This is a genomic window from Pseudoalteromonas sp. SG45-2 (genome assembly GCF_014164115.1).
Classification (GTDB): domain Bacteria; phylum Pseudomonadota; class Gammaproteobacteria; order Enterobacterales; family Alteromonadaceae; genus Pseudoalteromonas; species Pseudoalteromonas distincta.
Genome location: NZ_JACJEO010000008.1, coordinates 36119 through 56480, shown reverse-complemented (window position 1 = coordinate 56480; position 20362 = coordinate 36119). Strand labels below are relative to the sequence as shown.

Annotated in this window: 18 protein-coding genes; 2 read left to right on the top strand and 16 right to left on the bottom strand. The window is 39.8% G+C overall.

What is annotated here, in order from left to right:
* Positions 1-6 precede the first annotated feature (6 nt).
* A complete protein-coding gene (locus H5116_RS07460) occupies positions 7-2214 on the top strand; it encodes an EAL domain-containing protein (RefSeq protein WP_182715859.1) in 2208 nt (735 codons plus the stop codon).
* A 72-nt stretch (positions 2215-2286) separates the two neighbouring features.
* On the opposite strand, the gene H5116_RS07455 is transcribed toward H5116_RS07460, so the two are convergent.
* Both H5116_RS07455 and proB read right to left on the bottom strand, forming a co-directional pair.
* Positions 2287-3534: a glutamate-5-semialdehyde dehydrogenase gene (locus tag H5116_RS07455; protein WP_182712017.1), complete on the bottom strand. Its 1248-nt coding sequence runs from the start codon at positions 3532-3534 to the stop codon at positions 2287-2289.
* On the bottom strand, positions 3531-4637 hold the full coding sequence (gene proB, locus H5116_RS07450) for a glutamate 5-kinase (protein ID WP_024600220.1): 1107 nt from the start codon (positions 4635-4637) through the stop codon (positions 3531-3533). Before proB ends, H5116_RS07455 begins: the two co-directional genes overlap by 4 nt.
* Before the next feature lie 870 nt (positions 4638-5507).
* Here proB and H5116_RS07445 point away from each other — a divergent pair.
* On the top strand, positions 5508-7355 hold the full coding sequence (locus tag H5116_RS07445; protein WP_182712016.1) for a sodium:proton antiporter: 1848 nt from the start codon (positions 5508-5510) through the stop codon (positions 7353-7355).
* A gap of 69 nt (positions 7356-7424) precedes the next feature.
* Here the strand turns inward: H5116_RS07445 and H5116_RS07440 are convergent, their stop codons facing one another.
* The 14 genes from H5116_RS07440 to rpsC all read right to left on the bottom strand — a co-directional run bounded on the left by H5116_RS07440 (position 7425) and on the right by rpsC (position 20352).
* Complete coding sequence (locus tag H5116_RS07440; RefSeq protein WP_039489024.1) at positions 7425-8063, bottom strand: tetratricopeptide repeat protein; 639 nt, start codon at positions 8061-8063, stop codon at positions 7425-7427.
* A 111-nt stretch (positions 8064-8174) separates the two neighbouring features.
* The gene (locus H5116_RS07435) at positions 8175-9488 is read right to left on the bottom strand and encodes an adenylosuccinate synthase (protein WP_024597266.1); all 1314 of its coding nucleotides are present in this window, start codon (positions 9486-9488) and stop codon (positions 8175-8177) included.
* A gap of 214 nt (positions 9489-9702) precedes the next feature.
* Positions 9703-10581 (bottom strand): protease modulator HflC, encoded by an 879-nt coding sequence (gene hflC, locus H5116_RS07430; RefSeq protein WP_002957880.1) that lies wholly within the window; start codon positions 10579-10581, stop codon positions 9703-9705.
* A gap of 5 nt (positions 10582-10586) precedes the next feature.
* A complete protein-coding gene (gene hflK, locus H5116_RS07425) occupies positions 10587-11756 on the bottom strand; it encodes an FtsH protease activity modulator HflK (RefSeq protein ID WP_182715858.1) in 1170 nt (389 codons plus the stop codon).
* A gap of 100 nt (positions 11757-11856) precedes the next feature.
* The gene (gene hflX / locus H5116_RS07420; RefSeq protein ID WP_024597267.1) at positions 11857-13146 is read right to left on the bottom strand and encodes a ribosome rescue GTPase HflX; all 1290 of its coding nucleotides are present in this window, start codon (positions 13144-13146) and stop codon (positions 11857-11859) included.
* Between the two features lie 15 nt (positions 13147-13161).
* Positions 13162-13425, bottom strand: a complete 264-nt coding sequence (gene hfq, locus H5116_RS07415) for an RNA chaperone Hfq (protein ID WP_024597268.1) — start codon at positions 13423-13425, stop codon at positions 13162-13164.
* A gap of 78 nt (positions 13426-13503) precedes the next feature.
* Positions 13504-14421, bottom strand: coding sequence for a tRNA (adenosine(37)-N6)-dimethylallyltransferase MiaA (gene miaA / locus H5116_RS07410; protein WP_182715857.1), 918 nt, complete (start codon positions 14419-14421; stop codon positions 13504-13506).
* A 10-nt stretch (positions 14422-14431) separates the two neighbouring features.
* Entirely contained in the window at positions 14432-16279 is a 1848-nt protein-coding gene (gene mutL / locus H5116_RS07405; RefSeq protein ID WP_182715856.1) for a DNA mismatch repair endonuclease MutL, read from the bottom strand.
* A gap of 36 nt (positions 16280-16315) precedes the next feature.
* Positions 16316-17659 carry an N-acetylmuramoyl-L-alanine amidase gene (locus H5116_RS07400; protein ID WP_182715855.1) on the bottom strand — a complete coding sequence of 448 codons (1344 nt, stop codon included), beginning with the start codon at positions 17657-17659 and terminating at the stop codon, positions 16316-16318.
* A gap of 27 nt (positions 17660-17686) precedes the next feature.
* Positions 17687-18154, bottom strand: coding sequence for a tRNA (adenosine(37)-N6)-threonylcarbamoyltransferase complex ATPase subunit type 1 TsaE (tsaE, locus tag H5116_RS07395; protein WP_182712012.1), 468 nt, complete (start codon positions 18152-18154; stop codon positions 17687-17689).
* A gap of 622 nt (positions 18155-18776) precedes the next feature.
* Complete coding sequence (gene rpsQ, locus H5116_RS07390) at positions 18777-19034, bottom strand: 30S ribosomal protein S17 (protein WP_002957888.1); 258 nt, start codon at positions 19032-19034, stop codon at positions 18777-18779.
* Positions 19034-19225 (bottom strand): 50S ribosomal protein L29, encoded by a 192-nt coding sequence (gene rpmC / locus H5116_RS07385; RefSeq protein WP_002957889.1) that lies wholly within the window; start codon positions 19223-19225, stop codon positions 19034-19036. Before rpmC ends, rpsQ begins: the two co-directional genes overlap by 1 nt.
* Positions 19225-19638, bottom strand: coding sequence for a 50S ribosomal protein L16 (gene rplP, locus H5116_RS07380; protein WP_002957890.1), 414 nt, complete (start codon positions 19636-19638; stop codon positions 19225-19227). The genes rpmC and rplP overlap by 1 nt, the downstream gene beginning before the upstream one ends.
* Positions 19639-19650: 12 nt before the next feature.
* Positions 19651-20352 (bottom strand): 30S ribosomal protein S3, encoded by a 702-nt coding sequence (gene rpsC, locus H5116_RS07375; protein ID WP_002957891.1) that lies wholly within the window; start codon positions 20350-20352, stop codon positions 19651-19653.
* Positions 20353-20362: the final 10 nt, after the last annotated feature.

The following is a 20362-nucleotide window of genomic DNA, read 5'->3' as shown; positions in this document are numbered from 1 at the left end:
TAGATAGTGCATTCAAATTATCTCGCAAACAGTAATGGATTAACCACAGAGAAAAAGCATAAACCTTTAATTCTTATTGTTGATGACGAACCTAGTAATTTACACGTATTAGTTGAAGGGCTTTTAACGGACTACGATGTACGTATTTCGACTAGTGGTGAACAAGCATTAGTATTTGTTGAGTCAACTCGCCCTGATTTGATTTTATTAGACATAATGATGCCTGGCATGGACGGCTACGAAGTATGTAATATACTCAAAGCGAAACAAAATACCAAAGGGATCCCTGTCATATTTGTAACAGCGCTTACCGAGGAAGAGTCTGAAGAAAAAGGCTTCGCGATGGGCGCAATTGACTACATACACAAACCTTACAAACTAGCGCTCGTTAGAGCACGCATTCGCACTCATATTACCGCTCAAGGCATGCTAGATAGGCTTATAGAAAAAAACTTTGACCTACACGATAAGCTTCTCGAAATAGAATCTCTAGCACAAGAACTAACCCAACGAGAAGAAGAATTAAAGCTACTTTCCTCTAAGCAACAGTTGTTTTATCAAGCTTTAACAGGCACTGCTGACGGTGTAGTAATAACTGATAGCGATGGTAAAATAATTGCCGTTAACCCTTCTTTTTGTCGAATTACAGGATACTGTGAAGCTGACTCTTTAAAAATGCAATTGCACGATATAAAGAAAAACAATCATCCTAGTATTAGTTTTGATCAGGTGTGGGAGCATGCTAACAAAGCCGGTTACTGGAGTGGCGAACTTGTTACAAGACGAAAAAATGGCGAACTATATCCAGAGCTTTTAACACTAACAATGGTTAAAGGTGAGCAAGATACTAACGTACACTACATTGGTGTATTTAGTGATATATCGAGTGTTAAAATAACTCAAGAGCGTATTGATTATTTAACATGGCATGATGAGCTAACAGGTTTACCTAATCGAAATGGCTTTTTAAAGCAATTAGAGCAACAGCTTCAAACCTGCAATACGGATAAAACCTACGCTTATATTTATATTATTGATATTGATAGCTTTCACTCAATAAATGATGGTTTAGGGCTCCTTGCAGGAGATAATATACTTAAAGATCTTACTAAACGTATTCATACTCATATTGATAAAAAAGATGTTATTGCCCGTTTAGGGAGCGATGAATTTGCAACACTGTGCATTGTAGATAAAGGAGTTGGTCGTGCTAGAGCACAAATAATTGCAGAACGAAAAGCTCAAGAGTTACTCATAGCAATAAATCACCCATTTATATTTAATGATCAAGAAGTAAGCTTAACGGTAAGTATTGGCACGTATATTTTTCCGCGTGAGGATCAATGGGAAAGTGCTATAGAAACAATTAGAAATTGTGAAGCGGCCTGCTACAAAGCAAAAGAAAAAGGCGGTAACAGAATCACCTTTTTCGATACTTCATTTGGCGAGCAAGCAAAGCGCCGCTTCGAAATAGAGCAAGATTTACGCAAAGCAATTGCACAAAATGAGTTGTCTCTGTATTTGCAATCGCAATTTGATCGCAATCAAGAACTTAAAGGTGCTGAGGTTTTATTAAGATGGGAGCATCCCCAAAAAGGCTTTATTAGCCCTGGTGAGTTTATATCTATAGCTGAAGAGTCAGATATAATTTATGACTTAGATTGCTGGGTGACTACAAATGCGCTAGAAATATTAACGCAACTTAGTAAAACTCACCCTGAGTTAAACCTATCAATTAATGTAAGTGGTAGGCACTTTCATGAAGCGCGTTTTTTAAGCTTTATTAGCCAACAAATAAAGCAACATAGCATTAATCCTCAGCAACTCACTATTGAGATAATTGAAGGGACATTGCTTAATCATATGGAAGCGGCTATTGAGGCTGTTCACTGTCTCAAGAAACTAGGTATTAGGGTATCTATTGATGACTTTGGTACTGGGTATTCGAGTTTAACTTATCTAAAACAATTACCTATACAAGAACTAAAAATTGACCGCTCTTTTGTATTGGAAGCACCGACTGATAATAACGATAAGTTAATTATTGATATGATTGTAAGCTTAGGCCGTTTATTCGAGTTAGAGATTGTAGCTGAAGGCGTAGAGAACCAATCCCATTTTGATTTATTGCAGGAATATCCAGAAGTTATTCTTCAAGGCTACTATTTACATAGACCTGAACCTGCAAGCGATTGGCTTGATAAATTAAAATAACCGTTGCGTAATTTACAAACTAAAAAGCCGAGCATGAATATGCTCGGCTTTTTATGGACTTAATTTTTGCAGTTACTCGCGAACTTGGCCAACTCCATTAACTAAATACTTTTCTGTCGTTAGTGATTCGAGGCCCATAGGACCGTATGCATGTAGCTTGGAAGTAGCTATTCCAATCTCTGCACCTAGGCCCAATTGTGAGCCATCAGAAAAACGAGACGATGCGTTAACCATTACTACAGAAGCATCAACACTACGTTGGAATAACTCTGCAGCAGCTTCATTTTTAGTACAAATTACTTCTGTATGGTTTGATCCAAACTGTGCAATGTGTTCAACCGCTGCCGTAAAGTTTGGTACAACGCGAATAGCGATTTCTAGGTCTAGATATTCTTCACCAAATTCGTTATCAGCTAGGACTGTTGCGTTATCAAAGTATTTAGCTGCAAAGCTGTCAGCATTTATTTTTACACCTTCTTGGCGTAATACAACTGCACACAAATTTAAAAACTCATCTGCCACATCTTGATGCACAACTAAACCTTCTAGTGCATTACAAACACCGGTACGCTGGGTTTTACCGTTAAGCAGTAAGTTAAGCGCAATTTCTAGGTCGGCATCTTTATCTACATATAGATGACAAACGCCTTTGTAATGCTGAATTACTGGGATCGTACTGTTTTCAGTAACAAAGTTAATTAAACCCTCGCCGCCGCGTGGAATGATTAAATCAATGCTTTCGCGTTGCTGCATCAGTTCCATTAACAGCGCACGGTCTGGATCTGGAATCACTGAAATAAGTGATACCGGTAAGTTGTGCTTCTCAAGTACGCTGTGCATTACACTTGCGATAGCTTGTGAACTTTTAAGTGCTTCTTTGCCGCCACGTAAAATTACGCCATTACCTGATTTAAAACATAATGCACCAGCGTCTGCTGTCACATTCGGGCGTGCTTCGTAAATCATACATACAACACCAAGAGGTACTCGCATTTTGCGAATTTTAATACCATTTGGGCGCTCAGTAATATCACGTAGCTGACCAACAGGATCATCTAGGCTTACTATTACTTCAATGCCTTCTGCCATTGCTTCAATGCGCTCATCGTTTAGCGTTAAGCGGTCTATCATTGAGGCTGCTAAGTTATTGTCGCGTGCTGCGCTTAGGTCACTCTCGTTTTCTTTGATTATAAATGCTTTTTGCTCTCTTAGTGCCGCTGCCATTTCAACTAGTACTTGATTTTTAGTCTCGGTGTCGAGTAAAGCAAGTGTATGGGCAGCTTTAGCTGTCTGGCGTGAAATGTCCGTAATTAAGCTCATGACTTCTCCAATAATGCGATATGTTTTTCAGATATAACTGGTCCAATTGAATCCTGCATTTTTTCGCTGAATTCACTCTGTTCGTTGTCTGCAATAAAGTTTAACAAACAGCTACTATAATTTGCGGTCGCTTTAGCTAAACGCGTACCGTCTTCACTACGTACTAAAATAGTATCACCAACAGCAAATTCACCATGGACTTCCATGATTTCGTCACCACGAATACAGCCGCTTTCCCCTTCCAGGGATTCATCAAATGATCCATCAACAACAACTTCACCTTGCTCGTTTGCTGTGTGTGTCATCCAATGCACAGAATCCTGCATCGGTTTTTCGTACGGTAAAAATACGCTACCAGGATTTTCCCCAGCTAGCAATTTCGTAAATGTTTCTTCTTTAAAGCCGTTTATAATATAAGTTGCTATACCATGTGACGTTGCTTTTTCTGCCGCTTCTATTTTAGTTTTCATACCACCAGTACCAACGGCACTTGTAGCACATCCTGCCATAGCATAAATAGATTCATCAATTGATTTTATTTCAGGCAGTAACACCGCATCATCATGTAAGTTAGGGTTTTTATCATATAGCCCGTCAACATCTGAGAATATTAATAAAGCATCAGCGTCGGCAGCTGCTGCAACCATTGCTGATAAGTTATCGTTATCACCCACTCTTAAGTCGTCGGTAGTTACAGCATCATTTTCATTAATGATAGGAAGAACACCATGCTCAAGTAAAGTAAACACTGTTTCACGAATACTTTGGTAACGCTCTCGATCACGTAAATCACCGTGCGTTAATAATAGCTGCGCAGATGGAAAGTCAAAAAAGCGGTCCCACATGGCGATCATTTCTGTTTGACCTGCTGCTGCCATTGCTTTTTTCATCACCACAGAACGAGGTTTGTCTGAAGGGAATAAATGCGCTCCAGCCGCTACAGAACCCGATGATACTAAAATCACCTCAATTCCACGGGCACGACAACGAACAATGAACTGTGCGATGGTTAATATGTAACGCGAACGGCAGCCATCTTGATCTGGTGCAATTAATGCACTACCTACTTTAAGTACGATACGTCGCCAATTTAACTTTTGCATAAATGCTCAACTTTCCATTTTATCTGCGCTCATCTTAATTAGACGAGCTAAAACTAAGTAGCTAGGTTTAAAACATAGCTTCGAATTTTGCTTTTCATTTAGGCAACACTTTTTTACACACACGCAAAAACCACATCTAAAACAAGAAGCTTAGATTTAAGGTTAAGTATAAAGTAGCAACAACCCAATAATATTGAGCAGCACTAATCAAAAAATTTAAAAGTGTTGTTTATGCATCGCTGTAAAAAGCTGTGTGTGGCTTTTTTATTAACAACATACATAGAGCCTCTAAAGTCTGATACACCAACAGATAGGGTGAAGACCAAAGGACCGAGATTTAACCGCCACGATGGGGGTTAAACATTGAAAGTAATAGTTCAACTCAAACCTTTATTTACTTAAATAATTAAATAAACTTGTTTAGCAAAACCATACCAAGAGTTCGGCAAATGAAATTATATAGTGTTCGAATACTAGTAACACCACTAATGCATGATTATAAAGGTTAAAAATGACGTTAAGATTAACAAACCACTTTTACTTCCAATAAACTTCATTAGATAACTAATCATTAGAACACGAAGCATATTACACTAAATACCCCTTAAAAATCAAGGTTAAAATTCGAGCGAAGCTAATTCCTCCTCGTTTGTGGTGTTAGATTGTTATTAAAATTCAACCAATTAAACAATTAATACAGCCTAAAATAAGGCGGCTTAACACGCGCAAAATAATTTAAGCCTACTAATCTTCTATAAGCAGCTAAAATTGATTAGTAATATTTGAATTTCCCGTGTATACCCCTGTATTAATAATTAACAAAAGTTATACTTTCTAAACAAACCGTCATAAATAAGGAATTCTTAATCTATGTCAGCAATTTACATAGCCGGTATCGCACTTTGCTCTGTGCTTGCCCAATGGGTCGCGTGGGCTTTTAGAGTGCCCGCTATTCTTTTCTTATTGCTTACTGGTCTTTTACTTGGGCCATTTAGTGGTGTTTTAGACCCTGATGCATTGTTAGGTGATTTACTGTTTCCAGTTGTATCACTAAGTGTTGCCATCATTTTATTTGAAGGATCCTTAACTCTGCATTTCAGAGAGCTAAAAGGAATCGGAAAAGTTGTAAGAAACCTTTGCTCCATCGGCATGCTTACTACCTGTATTATTATTAGCCTCAGCGCCTATTGGTTGCTTGAACTTAATTGGCGTGTAGCTGCGGTATTAGGTGCAGTGCTAGTTGTAACAGGCCCTACTGTTATAGCACCGCTATTAAACTCAATGCGCCCAACACAAGACATTGACCGCATACTTCGATGGGAAGGTATTGTAATAGACCCGATCGGCGCATTATTCGCTGTATTAGTATTTGAAGCCGTAATGCTGGTAGGCCAAGGCGAAGTATTTAGCCACACTATTATTGCTTTAGTTAAAACCCTAGGTGTTGGATTAAGTATTGGTGTTGCTGCTGGTTGGTTAACAACACTATTAATGCGCCGCGAGTGGCTACCATTTGAATTACATAAGTTTGGTATATTGGCATTAGTACTCATTAGTTTTTCTGTATCAAACTATTTAAGCCATGAATCAGGCCTATTAGCAGTGACTGTATTTGGTATTTGGCTTGCTAACCAAGACGATTTAGAAATAGATTCTGTACTTGAGTTCAAAGAAGACTTGTCGATGATATTAATATCAACGCTGTTTATTTTACTTGCAGCACGCTTACAGCTCTCTGATTTAATGATGCTCGACAGCGATGTATTTATATTTTTAGCTATCGTGCTTTTTGTTGCTCGGCCACTGTGTATTGCTATTTCGACCTTTGGTACTGACTTACCAATGAAGTCTCGTTTGGTACTTGCCTGGATAGCTCCACGCGGTATAGTCGCCGCAGCCGTTGGGTCAGTATTTGCGCTTAGCATGATGGAGTCTGGTGTTGCGGATGCTGAAAAAATGGTACCTCTTATATTTACAGTAATTATAATTACCGTTGTACTACAGAGCTTAACCGCCATTCCTGTCGCCAAGCTATTAGGTGTACGCCAGCCATCGCCAAATACAATATTAATTATTGGTGCAAACCATGTATCGCGTGCAATCGGCCGAGGCTTACAAGAGCAAAACATTCCGGTTCACCTGTCAGATCCTGCATGGGAAAACTGCAGAATGGCACGTATGGATGGTTTAGCTTGTTATTATGGTAACCCGCAATCAGAGCATGCTGAACGCTACTTACCTCTAACAACGATTCGTAGTGTATTAGCATTATCGCCAAATCGTCATCATAATGCGTTAGGTGTTCAATACTTTTCGCATTTACTTAATGAGAAAAATGTATTTTCGCTACGCTCATCAACGTCGCATGCAAAAGCAAATAAAGACAGCGCAACGTTTTTATCTAGACAAATACTGTTTGGAGACGAAGGCTCGTATGCACGTTTAAGCAGTATTATAGCTAAAGGCGGTAAGGTTAGTTCAACACGTATCTCGGATGAGTTTAGCTGGGAACAATACTTAGAAATGAACCCTGAGGCTATCCCTTTATTTATTCTCAAAGGTGATAAAGACAGTGATGACGATACACCAATTAAGCTAAGACCGTTTACAATCAACATGGAAAAACCGCCGCAAGAAGGCGAACGCGTTGTTGCTTTACAGCCGCCTAAAATGTCAGTTTTAAAAGACCCGCAAACAAAGACTAAAGAAGACAGTTAAATACTTTTACAGTCTGTAAAAACTAAAAAACCCTAACTTAAAAAGTTAGGGTTTTGTTTTTAACAGCCATTAAATAGGAAGGCGAGCTCGAGCAACCACACTATCTGGCATTTTTTGCGCTAACTTAGTCAGCGCTCGCTCAATTTTTCTATGAGTCGCTTTATCTGCCACCATAGAATTAAATAGCCAACGATAGGCATCTTCAAAATCACGCGGGCTGCCATAACCATCATTAAATAATTTAACTAAACGTAGTTGTGCTTTTAAATTGCCTTGCGACGAGGCTTCACGCAAATAGGTAATTGCCATTGCTTTATCTTGCTGAACTAAGCGACCAGTGTCGTAGTATCGTCCCAATTGCTCTAGCGCTGCCGCTAAGCCTTGCTCAGCTGCTTTTCGCATGTAATACACACCTAACTCTACATTGCGATCAACGCACACGTTATAAGCCAGCATATCGCCGTATAAAAATTGATAAGACGGCAATGCCATTTTATTGGCTCGTGCTTCTATATCTTGCACCAACTGGCAATCATCTGCCTTTACGCGCGCTAAATGCGTATTTTTATTTATTAACGCAATTAGCTCTGATTCTGTATATAGCGGCACAGCAGCAGGGCTTTCTGTAGCTAAGCTGTTGGTTGCTATAAATAAAGACAGCGGTATTAACGAAAGCCTTAGTACGCAATTACGATTAAATAAACGCATGTTCACCACTTATATAAATAAACTTATTAAATAATATACAAAGATCGTTCCAAGGTGAATTTTAGACACAAAAAAAGCTGCACGAAGCAGCTTTTTTTAATCTAATGGTAATTACGCAAACGGATTGCGAAGCACCATAGTTTCTACACGGTCAGGACCTGTAGAAATAATATCAATTGGAACACCCGTAATTTCTTCAATACGTTTGATGTAGTCAATCGCAGCTTTTGGTAAACCGTCAAGACTAGTTACACCAACAGTGTTTTCTGACCAACCTGGCATTTCTTCGTATACTGGTGTTACTTTATCGTAACCTTCAGCCGCTAATGGTGTTACGTTAGTAACTGTGCCATCTTCAAGCTTGTAACCAGTACAGATTTTAAGTGTTTCTAAGCCATCTAAAACATCAAGCTTAGTTAAACAAAAACCTGAAATACTGTTGATTTGAACTGCACGGCGCATAGCTACTGCATCTAACCAACCAGTACGACGAAGTCGACCTGTTGTAGCGCCAAACTCATGGCCTTTATCACCTAGGTGCTTACCAACTGGATCTTGTTTATCAAGACCGTCGTAAAGCTCTGTAGGGAAAGGACCTGAACCAACACGTGTAGTGTACGCTTTAATAATACCTAAAACGTAATCAAGGTTTAATGGACCAAAACCTGCACCAGTCGCAACGCCACCAGCGGTAGTGTTTGAAGATGTTACATAAGGGTAAGTACCGTGATCTATATCAAGTAACGTACCTTGTGCACCTTCAAATAAAATGTTTTCGCCTGCTAAACGCGTTTGATCTAAAAGCTCAGTTACATCTACAACCATTGCTTTTAAGATATCAGCAACAGCCATTGCATCATCAAACGTTTTTTGGAAATCTACAGCATCTACTTTGTAGTAGTTAACTAAAGTGAAGTTGTGGTACTCAAGCACTTCTTTTAATTTAGCTGCAAATACTTCAGGATTAAATAAATCGCCTACGCGTAAACCACGACGTGCTACTTTATCTTCGTACGCAGGACCGATTCCACGGCCAGTTGTACCAATAGGCTTATCGCCACGAGCTGTTTCACGGGCTACATCTAATGCAACATGGAAAGGCAAGATTAGCGGACATGCTTCACTTATTAAAAGACGCTCGCGTACTGGTACGCCGCGCTCTTCAAGCATGCCAATTTCTCTCATTAGCGCTTCTGGTGATAAAACTACACCATTACCAATCACACATTTAACATTGTCACGTAATACACCCGATGGAATAAGGTGTAGAACCGTCTTTTCACCTTCGATAACTAAAGTATGACCCGCATTGTGGCCACCTTGATAACGAACTACTAAAGATGCTTTGTCTGTAAGGAGATCAACTACCTTACCCTTTCCTTCGTCACCCCATTGGGTGCCTAATACAACAACGTTTTTACCCATCGTAAATTCACTTAGAGAAAATTAGGACGAGATTTTACCAGAAAACTAAAGTAAAGATCACCCCTGTTCAGCTTATTTTTTCTGCGGGCAATTGTTATATCCAAATATTGACCAATAACCACATAAATAACAGTGATTTAACGCACTAGTTTGTATTTAACAAAAAGCCCCGCAAATGCGAGGCTTTTTAACTTTTAAATAATTAACGTAAAGTCTATTGAGCTTTAGCGCCTTTCATATATTGGAAGAAGTCGCTATCTGGTGAAAGCACCATAACATCTTGCTTATCTTTAAAAGTCTTTTTGTAAGCTTCCAGCGAACGTACAAAACTAAAGAACTCAGGGTCTTTGTTATACGCATTAGCATAAATGCCTGCAGCATCAGCATCGCCTTGACCACGAACAGAACGTGCATTACGCTCAGCATCAGCAAGCATTACAGTTACTCGACGGTCAACTCCCGCACGAATAGTCTCTGCTTTTTCCTGACCTTCAGAACGGTGCTCTTTTGCAACCGCAGTACGCTCAGCGCGCATACGTTGGTAAATAGAGCTACTCACTTCTTGTGGTAAGTTGATTTGCTTAACACGTACGTCTAGTACTTCAATACCTAGCTCACGTGCACTTTCAGAAGCTTGTACTAACGCTTCTTCCATCAACTCGCTACGCTCACCTGATACAATTTCGCGAATTGTACGTGTACCAAAGTTTGTACGAAGACCATTGTTTACTTTTTGCTTAAGTAGCGTTTCAGCATATTGCTTATCGCCACGAGCACGTAAGTAAAAGGCACTAAAGTCATTAACGCGCCATTTTACAAACGAATCAACAATTAAGTCTTTTTTCTCGCTAGTAACAAAGCGATCTGGCGCACCATCTAGCGTTTGAATACGTGCATCAATACGACGTACTTGGCTAAAAAATGGTACTTTAAATTGTAGGCCTGGGCCATATACAATCGCTTTATCGTCGCTATCTTTTTGTACTTTACTGAATAACATTACAATTGCTTTTTGCCCTTCAGGTACAACAAATACCGATGAGAAAGACATAACAATGGCAGCTAATAGTATTACTAAACTAAAGTTTTTCATTATGATTATCTCCCATCATTGAAGCGGTCGTTGTTAAAGCGGTCATTGCCACTATTAACAGAGCTATTGCGCGACGTATTAACTTTATTACGTAAGTCTTGAATATCACTTGAACTTGGAAGTGCAACTCGTGTTGCGGTTCCTTGCTTGTCCATGATTTTATCAAGAGGTAAATACATCATGTTATTGCCGCCTTTAACATCAACCAATATTTTAGAACTACTCCCTAACACTTCTTCCATTGCATCAATGTATAAGCGCTCACGAGTAACTTCTTTAGCTGCTTGATATTCAGGTAAAAGCTTTTCAAAGCGAGCTACCTCACCTTGTGCTTCCAATGTAATGCGCTCTTGATAACCTTCCGCTTCTTGAGTCATACGCGTTACTTGACCACGAGCACGCGGTTCAATTTCACGAGCATATGCTTCTGCTTCACGGATGAAACGTTCTTCATCTTCTTGTGCAGCAATTGCATCATCAAATGCATCTTTAACTTCAGTTGGTGGACGAGAGTCTTTAAAGTTCACGTCAGTAACAATTAAACCTAAGTTATATGGTTCGATAATCTTATTAAGCTCATCCCATGTATTTTGACGAACAACCTCACGGCCATTAGTTAATACTTGGTCCATTTTTGCATGGCCCACGACATAACGCAGTGCACTGTCTAGCGCTTCTTCTAAGCTACTATCAGCGTTAGTTACGCTAAATTCATAAAGGTATGGGTCAATAACACGGTATTGCACCTGAAACTCAACGCTCACTACGTTTTCGTCTTCAGTAAGCATAAAACCAGAAGCCGATAATGAACGAACAGCTTCAATATCTACTGGGATTACCGTTTCGATGAAAGTCATTTTCCAGCGCAAACCAGGATCAGCAATTCTGTCATATTTACCAAATTGTAGAACCACACCACGCTCGGCTTCTTTAACCGTATAAATACCACTTAACGCCCATACAATAACGGCGATAATAAGTATGAATGAAATACCGGCTCCGCCAAGTCCACCGCCGCTATCATTGCCGGATTTTTTCCCGCCAAATAAGCCGCTGAACTTGTTACTAAACTTGCGGAACACCTCGTCTAAATCAGGTGGGCCTTGATCACGTCCGCCTTTATTATTCCACGGATCTTTGTCATTGCCATTATTACCCGGTTCATTCCAGGCCATAGCTATACTCCATTGTTATCTAAATAAATTAGGAAATTGTGTTAAATCTAACAAATCTACCGCGTTTCTCATACAAAAACCGACATTAAAACGTCAATTTTTAATTACGGTTGATAAAACCAGCAATTTCAGGACCAAATTCTTTAATTAAACGATTCCACTCAACCATTGGCATTCTAACATCTAACAGCCAATTACCTTGCTCATCAAATTGCTCTTCATGCACTGCATTTAAACTGAACAATGCAGCTCTTAAGCGACCATACAATGGCGTAAGAAATAATGTTTCGTTAAACATCTTCTTAGCTAGTAACTCACTGATAGCCTCGCTAAGTAATTCACACCCTTCACCAGTCTGAGCGCTAAGCCATACTCTTATAGGTTGACCTTCGTCATCTCGATCAATACGTGGGCTTACGTTATCCAGCGCATCAATTTTATTATAAATTAATAGCTGTGGTACTTCATCGGCCTCAATTTCTTTAAGCACCGATTGTACTTGTTCAATATTTTCTTGCAGACGTGAGTCTGCGGCATCAATTACATGTAACTGCAAATCAGCTTCGCGAGTTTCAGTAAGCGTTGCTTTAAAAGCAGCAACTAAGTCATGTGGTAGGTGACGAATAAAGCCCACTGTATCAGCTAAGATAACAGGGCCAACATCACCTAACTCAAGCTTACGTAGAGTCGGGTCAAGCGTGGCAAACAACTGATCGGCCGCGTATACATCTGAATTTGTAATTCGATTAAATAATGTAGATTTACCCGCATTGGTATAACCAACTAATGAAACTGTAGGTATTTCGTTGCGAGTACGAGCTCGCCTACCTTGTTCACGTTGCACTGCAACTTTAGCTAAACGTGCACGAATATTTTGAATACGGGCACGAAGTAATCTTCTGTCAGTTTCAAGTTGAGTTTCACCAGGACCACGTAAACCAATCCCGCCTTTTTGACGTTCAAGGTGAGTCCAGCCTCGAATTAATCGAGTCGACATATGGCGAAGTTGAGCCAATTCAACTTGCAGCTTACCCTCGTGGGTACGTGCGCGTTGGGCAAAAATATCAAGAATTAGCGTCGTTCTATCAAGCACACGACATTGACAAACGCGCTCTAAATTACGCTCTTGTGATGGCCTGAGTTGATGATTAAAAATTACGACATCTGCTTTGTGGATTTTGACAATCTCAGCTATTTCTTCTGCTTTACCGGTACCGACGAATAGTTTCGGATGTGGTGCTTGACGGCTGCCTTGCACAACCGCCAAACTACTAACACCAGCAGAAGATACCAACATTTCTAATTCGTGAAGATCTTCACGATCTCCTTCTTTAGGCAAGTCGATATGAACTAAAATTGCCTGTTCGCCGGATTCATAGCGGTCAAACAAACATTATGCTCCTAATTAAAAGTTTCCAGCTTCTGCCTCTTCAGTGTCTTCACTCCCTTGAACTGCTTGGAAGTTAACTGCGCGAGCAGGGACAACTGTAGAAATTGCATGCTTATAAACCATTTGATTTACGGTGTTCTCTAGTAAAATAACAAATTGGTCAAATGACTGAATTTTGCCTTGTAATTTTATGCCATTTACCAAAAAGATTGATACTGGAATGCGCTCACGTCGTAGTGCATTCAAAAATGGGTCTTGTAACGATTGGCCTTTTGCCATGTTATTGTTCCTTCGTTCTAGGTGTTATTATAATTAAGTGGCTGAACTTATTTGATAAAAAACAATATTCAACTACTACTAGCTTAGCGAACTTACTACACGATGCAAGTTTTCTTCGTCGCCTGTTGTTAACCAAGTAACATCAGGCCAACTACGAAGCCACGTTAACTGCCGTTTTGCCAGCTGACGTGTTGCTGCGATGCCACGAAAAACCATTTCATCATGGTTTGTTTCACCCGCAAGGTAATCCCACATTTGTCTATAACCAACACAACGAATAGAAGGCATATTGGGGTGTAAATCCTCACGTAGATATAGGGTCGAAACTTCATTTTCAAACCCCTGATCAATCATTATTTTAAACCTTTCTTCAATTCGGCGGTGTAATTCACTGCGTTCTTGCGGTGCAATTGCAAATTGATGAAAAGTATAAGGTAAAGCCGGCTGTTTTTGCATTTGCAACTCAGTCATGGTCTTACCAGTTAACCTGTAAACCTCTAAAGCTCGATTAATTCTTTGTGAATCATTTTCACTTATTTTTTCGGCTGCTTTTGGGTCAACTTTAACTAATTCTTTATATAAATGAGGCCAGCCAAATTCTTTAGCTTGCGCTTCTAGCTCTGCTCTTATCTCTGTATCTGCTTCAGGTAAAGGCGATAAACCATCAATTAAAGATTTGAAGTACAGCATTGTACCTCCAACCAATACAGGTACTTTACCTTGTCTGTGAAATTCGTCAATTTTTTGCACTGCATCGCGCCTAAAATCTGCAACTGAATACGTTTCACTCGGGTCAAGTAGATCAATTAAATGATGCGGAGCTTTGGCTAATTCTTCGGCATCAGGTTTTGCTGTACCAATGTCCATACCTTTATACACTAGCGCTGAATCTACGCTGATTATTTCTGTATTTAAATGCTCGCACAGCGAGATTGCCAATGCTGTTTTACCTGCTGCAGTTGGACCCATTAAAAATATAACTGGTAAATTACTCAACACTGATACCTTAATCTAATTGCGTTAAATAGTGATTTAGCTCTATTTTAACTGCTTTTTTACGCAAGCGTTCAATAGTTTGTGGATTATTTTGTAAGCGCATTTGTTGCGCTAAAAATACATTGCTTAAATAAAATCGGGTCGGCACGCATTTCATTTGCCATTCTAACCAATTCTCTATATTTTCAAGTTTTGCTTTACACGCATCAAGTAGCTCACCTACCGCTGCACTTACGTCAAGTAAATATAAACACGCTGGCAATTTTTTAACCATTACAAATTGTTTTTCTATTACAAGTTCAAAACCAAGTAAGGTAAACCACGATTGCTGGGATTCTATAAGTAAGCAATCTTCTTTTTCTAAGTTTACTCGCACTGGTAACAAAAGGGCTTTCCCTTCTAAACTTCCGAACTCTTTAATTTGATTATGCCAATCATCAACTAATGCATATTTAAAATGTGAGCAATACAATTGCTGCTCTTCACTAAAGACACACACTCCTTCACTAACACTTATAATAGAAACAGCTTTTAAGACATTATCCACAGATATGGACTGGTGTGGTGCAGCAGATATATTGGCTGCATTATCAAAATGCGCGGCGTGTTGCTCACTCACTCCTTGATAAAACGCATTTACGTCATGATGGCTCGTACTTGGTGCAGCACGGTATGCACCGCCAACACTTCTAGTACCAGAGGACGAACTTGAGCAACCAGCACTTCCAGAGTAAGAGGGCTGTAATTGCGATTTAGGGTAATCAAACACTCCTTCGCTTTCTATATTATTAGCACTGCTATGCGTTGACTCAATGAACGCTGGCGTGAATTCTGCTTCTATGCTCGCTGATTCGTTAGTGAATTCGCCTTGCAATGGCACTACTACCTGCTTAATAGCTTGCAATATAAAATCATGAATTAACCGCCCTTGATGAAAACGCACTTCATGCTTAGCAGGGTGAACATTGACATCAACCTGTCGTGGGTCAATATCAATATAAATGACAAAACCGGGTAATTCTTGTGTTCCACTTACTTCTTCAAATGCCTGGCGTATAGCATGCAAAATAAGCTTATCGCGCATCATGCGATTATTCACATAAGTGTACTGAGTCGTATTCGCTGAGCCTACAGGTAGCACCCAACCATGCAGCTGTAGGCCGCCCTCTCCTGATTGAATATGCAAACCTTGCTCAGCAAAGGCCTTACCTGCAACTTGTGCTACGCGTGTTATAGCCTGAGAGGGATCAGTTTTGGCACGATACTGCCTTACTACTTTTTCGTTGTGAGTTAGTGTAATAGAGACATCAAAGCGACTAAGCGCAATACGCTTTATCAACTCATCAATATGGCTAAATTCAGTTTTTTCGGTGCGTAAAAATTTACGACGTGCTGGAGTATTAAAAAATAAATCTTTTACTTCAATGGTTGTGCCATCGGGATGCGCTACAGGTTTTACTTGAACGGCCATGTCGCGGCCTTCTGCAAAAGCTTGCCAAGCTGCTTCTTGCTCTTTTGGTTTTGAGCTCAGCGTTAAACGCGACACAGAACTAATTGACGCAAGTGCTTCCCCTCTAAAGCCAAGTGAGCAAATGTTTTCAAGGTCATCAAGTGATTTTAATTTACTTGTCGCGTGGCGAGAAAGTGCGAGCGTTAGCTCATCTTTACTTATCCCTGCGCCATTATCACGAATACGAATAAGTTTGTGGCCGCCGCGCTCAATATCAATTTGAATACGCGTTGCGCCAGCATCTAAGCTATTTTCAACAAGCTCTTTTACTACCGACGCTGGGCGCTCAACCACTTCGCCTGCGGCAATTTGGTTGGCTAAACGCGCGGGTAATATTTCAATATTCATGAGACTTCCTAGCAAACATTGCGCTAATAATAATGACTAACTTTGAGGTATATCGAGCTCTTGCCCAATAAATAAGGTATTAGAACTAAGCTTATTAACTTGTTTTAATTTATTGACTGTAACGCCATAGCGACTCGCTAACATACTTAAAGATTCACCGGGGCGTACTTTATGCTTTGTTGGATATTGCGACTTTAATTTAGCAAATAAAGAATCATCCGGCGGGTTTTTCAAATAATAATTTTTAATTGAAGTAAATATAGCTTTAGCTAAACGCTCTTGATGATTAGGACTTTTAAGTAGCTTTTCTTCTCGCGGGTTAGATATAAACCCTGTTTCTACCAAAATAGATGGAATATCTGGTGATTTTAGTACTGCAAGGCTCGCATGCTGGGGATCTTTTTTATGCAGTTTGGCAACCTTACTAAGCTCTTTAACCACTTCATCAGCTACATTTAAGCCAGTTTTCATAGAGTGGTCCATCGACATATCAAGCAACGCTTGTGCTAGATATTTTTCATTGGCGGCATCTTTCATTACATCAGCAGCGCCACCTAAAAGCTCGGAGTGTTTTTCTTTATCTTCTATCCATTTACCTATTTCTGAATTAGCACGTCTTAATGACAAAACCCACACAGAGGCACCATTTGGCCCAGGGCTTGTAAATGCATCAGCATGAATAGAAACAAAAAAATCTGCCTTTTTTTCACGGGCTCGATTAGTACGGGTATTTAATTTTACAAAATAGTCACCGCTTCGTACCATGCGCGAAATCATGCCACGTTCGCCATCAATCATGCGCTCTAAACGTTTCGCAATTTGCAGTGTAACTGTTTTTTCGTAGGTGCCTGATGGCCCAATTGAACCAGGATCTTCGCCGCCATGCCCCGCATCAATTGCAATAACAATGTCGCGCTCTTGGCTTAGTTGACGGTTTTTAGCGGCTGTTTGAGCAGGAGAAACAACTGTAGTAGCTTGGCTTTTATTGTATAAATCAACAACGAGTCTATTTTTATAAGGGCCTGTAGGTGCGAGGGCAAATACCACTGGCTTTATTGGCGCACTTAATTCAAATACTAAACGTACGCTTTGTTTATTTTTAGGTTTTGAGTAACGTAATTTGCTTACTATTTGATGTTTCGGGGGCACACCTGGCAATGTTTTTAACTCGCTAGTATTTTCTAAATCAATCACTAGGCGGCTAGGGTTTTTAAGCATGAAATAGCTAAAGTCGGGCTTATCATTTAAATCAAATACCACGCGCGTGCTATCTGGAGACGGCCATACACGCACACTATTGATTGTGTTTTTAGCCCATAGCGGCAAGCTTATGGTGATAACCATAAGATAAATAAAAAGTTTAACTACACCTCGGCTCATTGGATAATTACTGCCTTAACTATATTATTATTGATTATTTAGTTTTTCGACAATTGCTATACCGCGCTCACTCGCACTATTTATAACAATTTTACGTTCGTTACCCACATAGCTTAGAGTAATATCTAAATCAGGCACAGGAATAAATTCACCACCCTTTTCAGGCCATTCAACAACACAAATTGCGTCTGCTGAGAAATAATCGCGTATTCCCATGTATTCGAGTTCTTCAGGATCACCTAAGCGGTATAAGTCAAAATGATAAACATTTGCACGCTCAAGCTCATAAGGTTCTACTAGTGTATAGGTCGGGCTTTTAACCTTACCTGTATGGCCAAAGCCTTGCACTACACCTCGTGTAAACGTTGTTTTACCAGCACCTAAATCACCATGTAAATAAATAACCGCACCTTGCTCTATAATATCAGCAACGCGATTACCCATTGTAACCGTGGCAATCTCATCAGTTAAATGAAATTCAAAACTACGCGTCATTATTACCTCAAAAATTCATTCAAAAGCGCATATTTGCTAATCATACCAGAATATTCATTTAAGGCGATAAATTGAGGTTTTAGGCATAAAAAAACCAGACAAGCGAATGATTAAGTTATATTTGAATATCTATTTTCGATACCTTAAAACTGTAACATTGAAATAAAGTAAGAGAAAAGTAACGCTACGGCTTATATGCCTATAGCAAGTATTAAAGTTACTGAGATATGTAAGCTTATAATCAAACTTTTATGATTCAGCCACTAGTTCTGATACTAAAAAATATATAGCAACAACGGAGTTGATGACACAAACCAGAAAACTACCCTGCATGCTTTTGTATTTCTGATAAAAAGATAATACCAATTCGCTTAATTAAGTGATCTATTTTGAGGCTGGAAAAACGTGTTGATAGCTAGGCAGAAATTCGCTATTTAGTTGTTCTAAATGAGCATTTTTTAAAGCAGGTAGCGACACGTTTAGCCCCACAAAATGATTAAGTATTATTGCGGATTGGTATAAGTCCTAAATGTGTAAACACGTTTCAAGACAAGGCAGTTCCAGAAAACAAAAAGCCCCGGCTAATGCCAGGGCTTTTTTACAAAACTAACTTAATTAAAAATCAAGCTTGTTTTGGACTAGAAATAACGTCTACTAAAGTCCAAGATTTATTCTTAGAAATTGGTGCGCATTCACGGATAGTAACTACGTCACCCGCTTTTGCTGTGTTATTTTCGTCATGTACGTGTAACTTAGTCGTACGTTTAATGAATTTCCCATAGATTGGGTGCTTCACATAACGTGCGATAGCGATAGTGAAAGATTTTTCCATCTTGTCGCTGATTACACGGCCTTGAAGAGTACGAATTTTATCGCTCATTATTGACCTGCCTTCTGGTTAATAACTGTTTTTACACGCGCGATATCGCGGCGTACTGTTCTTAGCGTGTGTGTCTGAGCTAACTGACCAGTGCTAGCTTGCATGCGCATATTAAATTGCTCACGAAGTAGTCCTAGAAGTTCAGCATTAAGCTCTTCTACGCTTTTATCTTTTAGTTCGCTAGCTTTCATCACATTACCGTCCGAGTTACGAAAGTTGTTTTGAATGGCAGTTTACGAGCAGCAAGGTCAAACGCTTCACGAGCAAGCTCTTCTGAAACACCTTCCATTTCGTAAAGTACTTTACCAGGCTGAATTTCAGCAACCCAATATTCAACAGAACCTTTACCTTTACCCATACGAACTTCAAGAGGCTTTTCTGTAATCGGTTTGTCAGGGAAGACACGAATCCAGATTTTACCTTGACGTTTCACGTGACGCGTCATAGCACGACGAGCTGCTTCGATTTGACGAGCAGTCATACGGCCACGGCCAGTTGCTTTCAATCCGAAAGTACCGAAGCTTACTTTGTTACCGTTTTGCGCTAAACCGCGGTTGCGGCCTTTGTGCATTTTACGGAATTTTGTACGTTTTGGCTGTAACATTACTCGCTACCTCTACTTAGCACTTTTCTTGGCTTTCTTTGGTGCGCGTTTAGCTGGCTTCTCTTGCTCTTGTACTAGTGGTAAACCACCAATAACTTCGCCTTTGAAGATCCAAACTTTAACACCAATGATACCATAAGTGGTTAAGGCTTCAGAAGTTGCGTAATCGATATCAGCACGAAGAGTATGTAGAGGTACACGACCTTCACGATACCATTCTGAACGTGCGATTTCAGCGCCGCCAAGACGACCGCTAACTTCAACTTTAATCCCTTTAGAACCGATGCGCATTGCATTTTGTACCGAACGCTTCATAGCGCGACGGAACATAACACGACGTTCTAGTTGAGAGGCAATGCCGTCTGCTACTAGTTGTGCATCTAGTTCTGGTTTACGTACTTCAGAGATATTAATCTGAGCAGGTACACCAGCGATTTTAGTTACCGCTTGACGTAATTTTTCTACGTCTTCGCCTTTTTTACCGATAACAACACCCGGACGAGCCGTGTGAATTGTTACTCGGATTGATTTTGCTGGACGCTCAATAACGATTTTAGACACAGAAGCCGTTTTTAATTCCTTAGTAAGGAATGTACGAACTTTGTGATCGCCAAAAAGCTGTGCAGAGAAATCTTTTGAACTCGCGTACCAGGTAGAAACCCAAGGTTTAGATATACCTAGGCGAATACCAGTAGGATGAACTTTTTGTCCCATTACTTATACT

Excerpts from the sequence above, each read along its gene's own strand:
- H5116_RS07455 (WP_182712017.1), bottom strand. The coding sequence starts at position 3,534 with ATGAGCTTAATTACGGACATTTCACGCCAGACAGCTAAAGCTGCCCAT.
- proB (WP_024600220.1), bottom strand. The coding sequence starts at position 4,637 with ATGCAAAAGTTAAATTGGCGACGTATCGTACTTAAAGTAGGTAGTGCA.
- H5116_RS07445 (WP_182712016.1), top strand. The coding sequence starts at position 5,508 with ATGTCAGCAATTTACATAGCCGGTATCGCACTTTGCTCTGTGCTTGCC.
- H5116_RS07440 (WP_039489024.1), bottom strand. The coding sequence starts at position 8,063 with ATGCGTTTATTTAATCGTAATTGCGTACTAAGGCTTTCGTTAATACCG.
- H5116_RS07435 (WP_024597266.1), bottom strand. The coding sequence starts at position 9,488 with ATGGGTAAAAACGTTGTTGTATTAGGCACCCAATGGGGTGACGAAGGA.
- hflC (WP_002957880.1), bottom strand. The coding sequence starts at position 10,581 with ATGAAAAACTTTAGTTTAGTAATACTATTAGCTGCCATTGTTATGTCT.
- hflK (WP_182715858.1), bottom strand. The coding sequence starts at position 11,756 with ATGGCCTGGAATGAACCGGGTAATAATGGCAATGACAAAGATCCGTGG.
- hfq (WP_024597268.1), bottom strand. The coding sequence starts at position 13,425 with ATGGCAAAAGGCCAATCGTTACAAGACCCATTTTTGAATGCACTACGA.
- mutL (WP_182715856.1), bottom strand. The coding sequence starts at position 16,279 with ATGAATATTGAAATATTACCCGCGCGTTTAGCCAACCAAATTGCCGCA.
- H5116_RS07400 (WP_182715855.1), bottom strand. The coding sequence starts at position 17,659 with ATGAGCCGAGGTGTAGTTAAACTTTTTATTTATCTTATGGTTATCACC.
- tsaE (WP_182712012.1), bottom strand. The coding sequence starts at position 18,154 with ATGACGCGTAGTTTTGAATTTCATTTAACTGATGAGATTGCCACGGTT.
- rpsQ (WP_002957888.1), bottom strand. The coding sequence starts at position 19,034 with ATGAGCGATAAAATTCGTACTCTTCAAGGCCGTGTAATCAGCGACAAG.
- rpmC (WP_002957889.1), bottom strand. The coding sequence starts at position 19,225 with ATGAAAGCTAGCGAACTAAAAGATAAAAGCGTAGAAGAGCTTAATGCT.
- rplP (WP_002957890.1), bottom strand. The coding sequence starts at position 19,638 with ATGTTACAGCCAAAACGTACAAAATTCCGTAAAATGCACAAAGGCCGC.
- rpsC (WP_002957891.1), bottom strand. The coding sequence starts at position 20,352 with ATGGGACAAAAAGTTCATCCTACTGGTATTCGCCTAGGTATATCTAAA.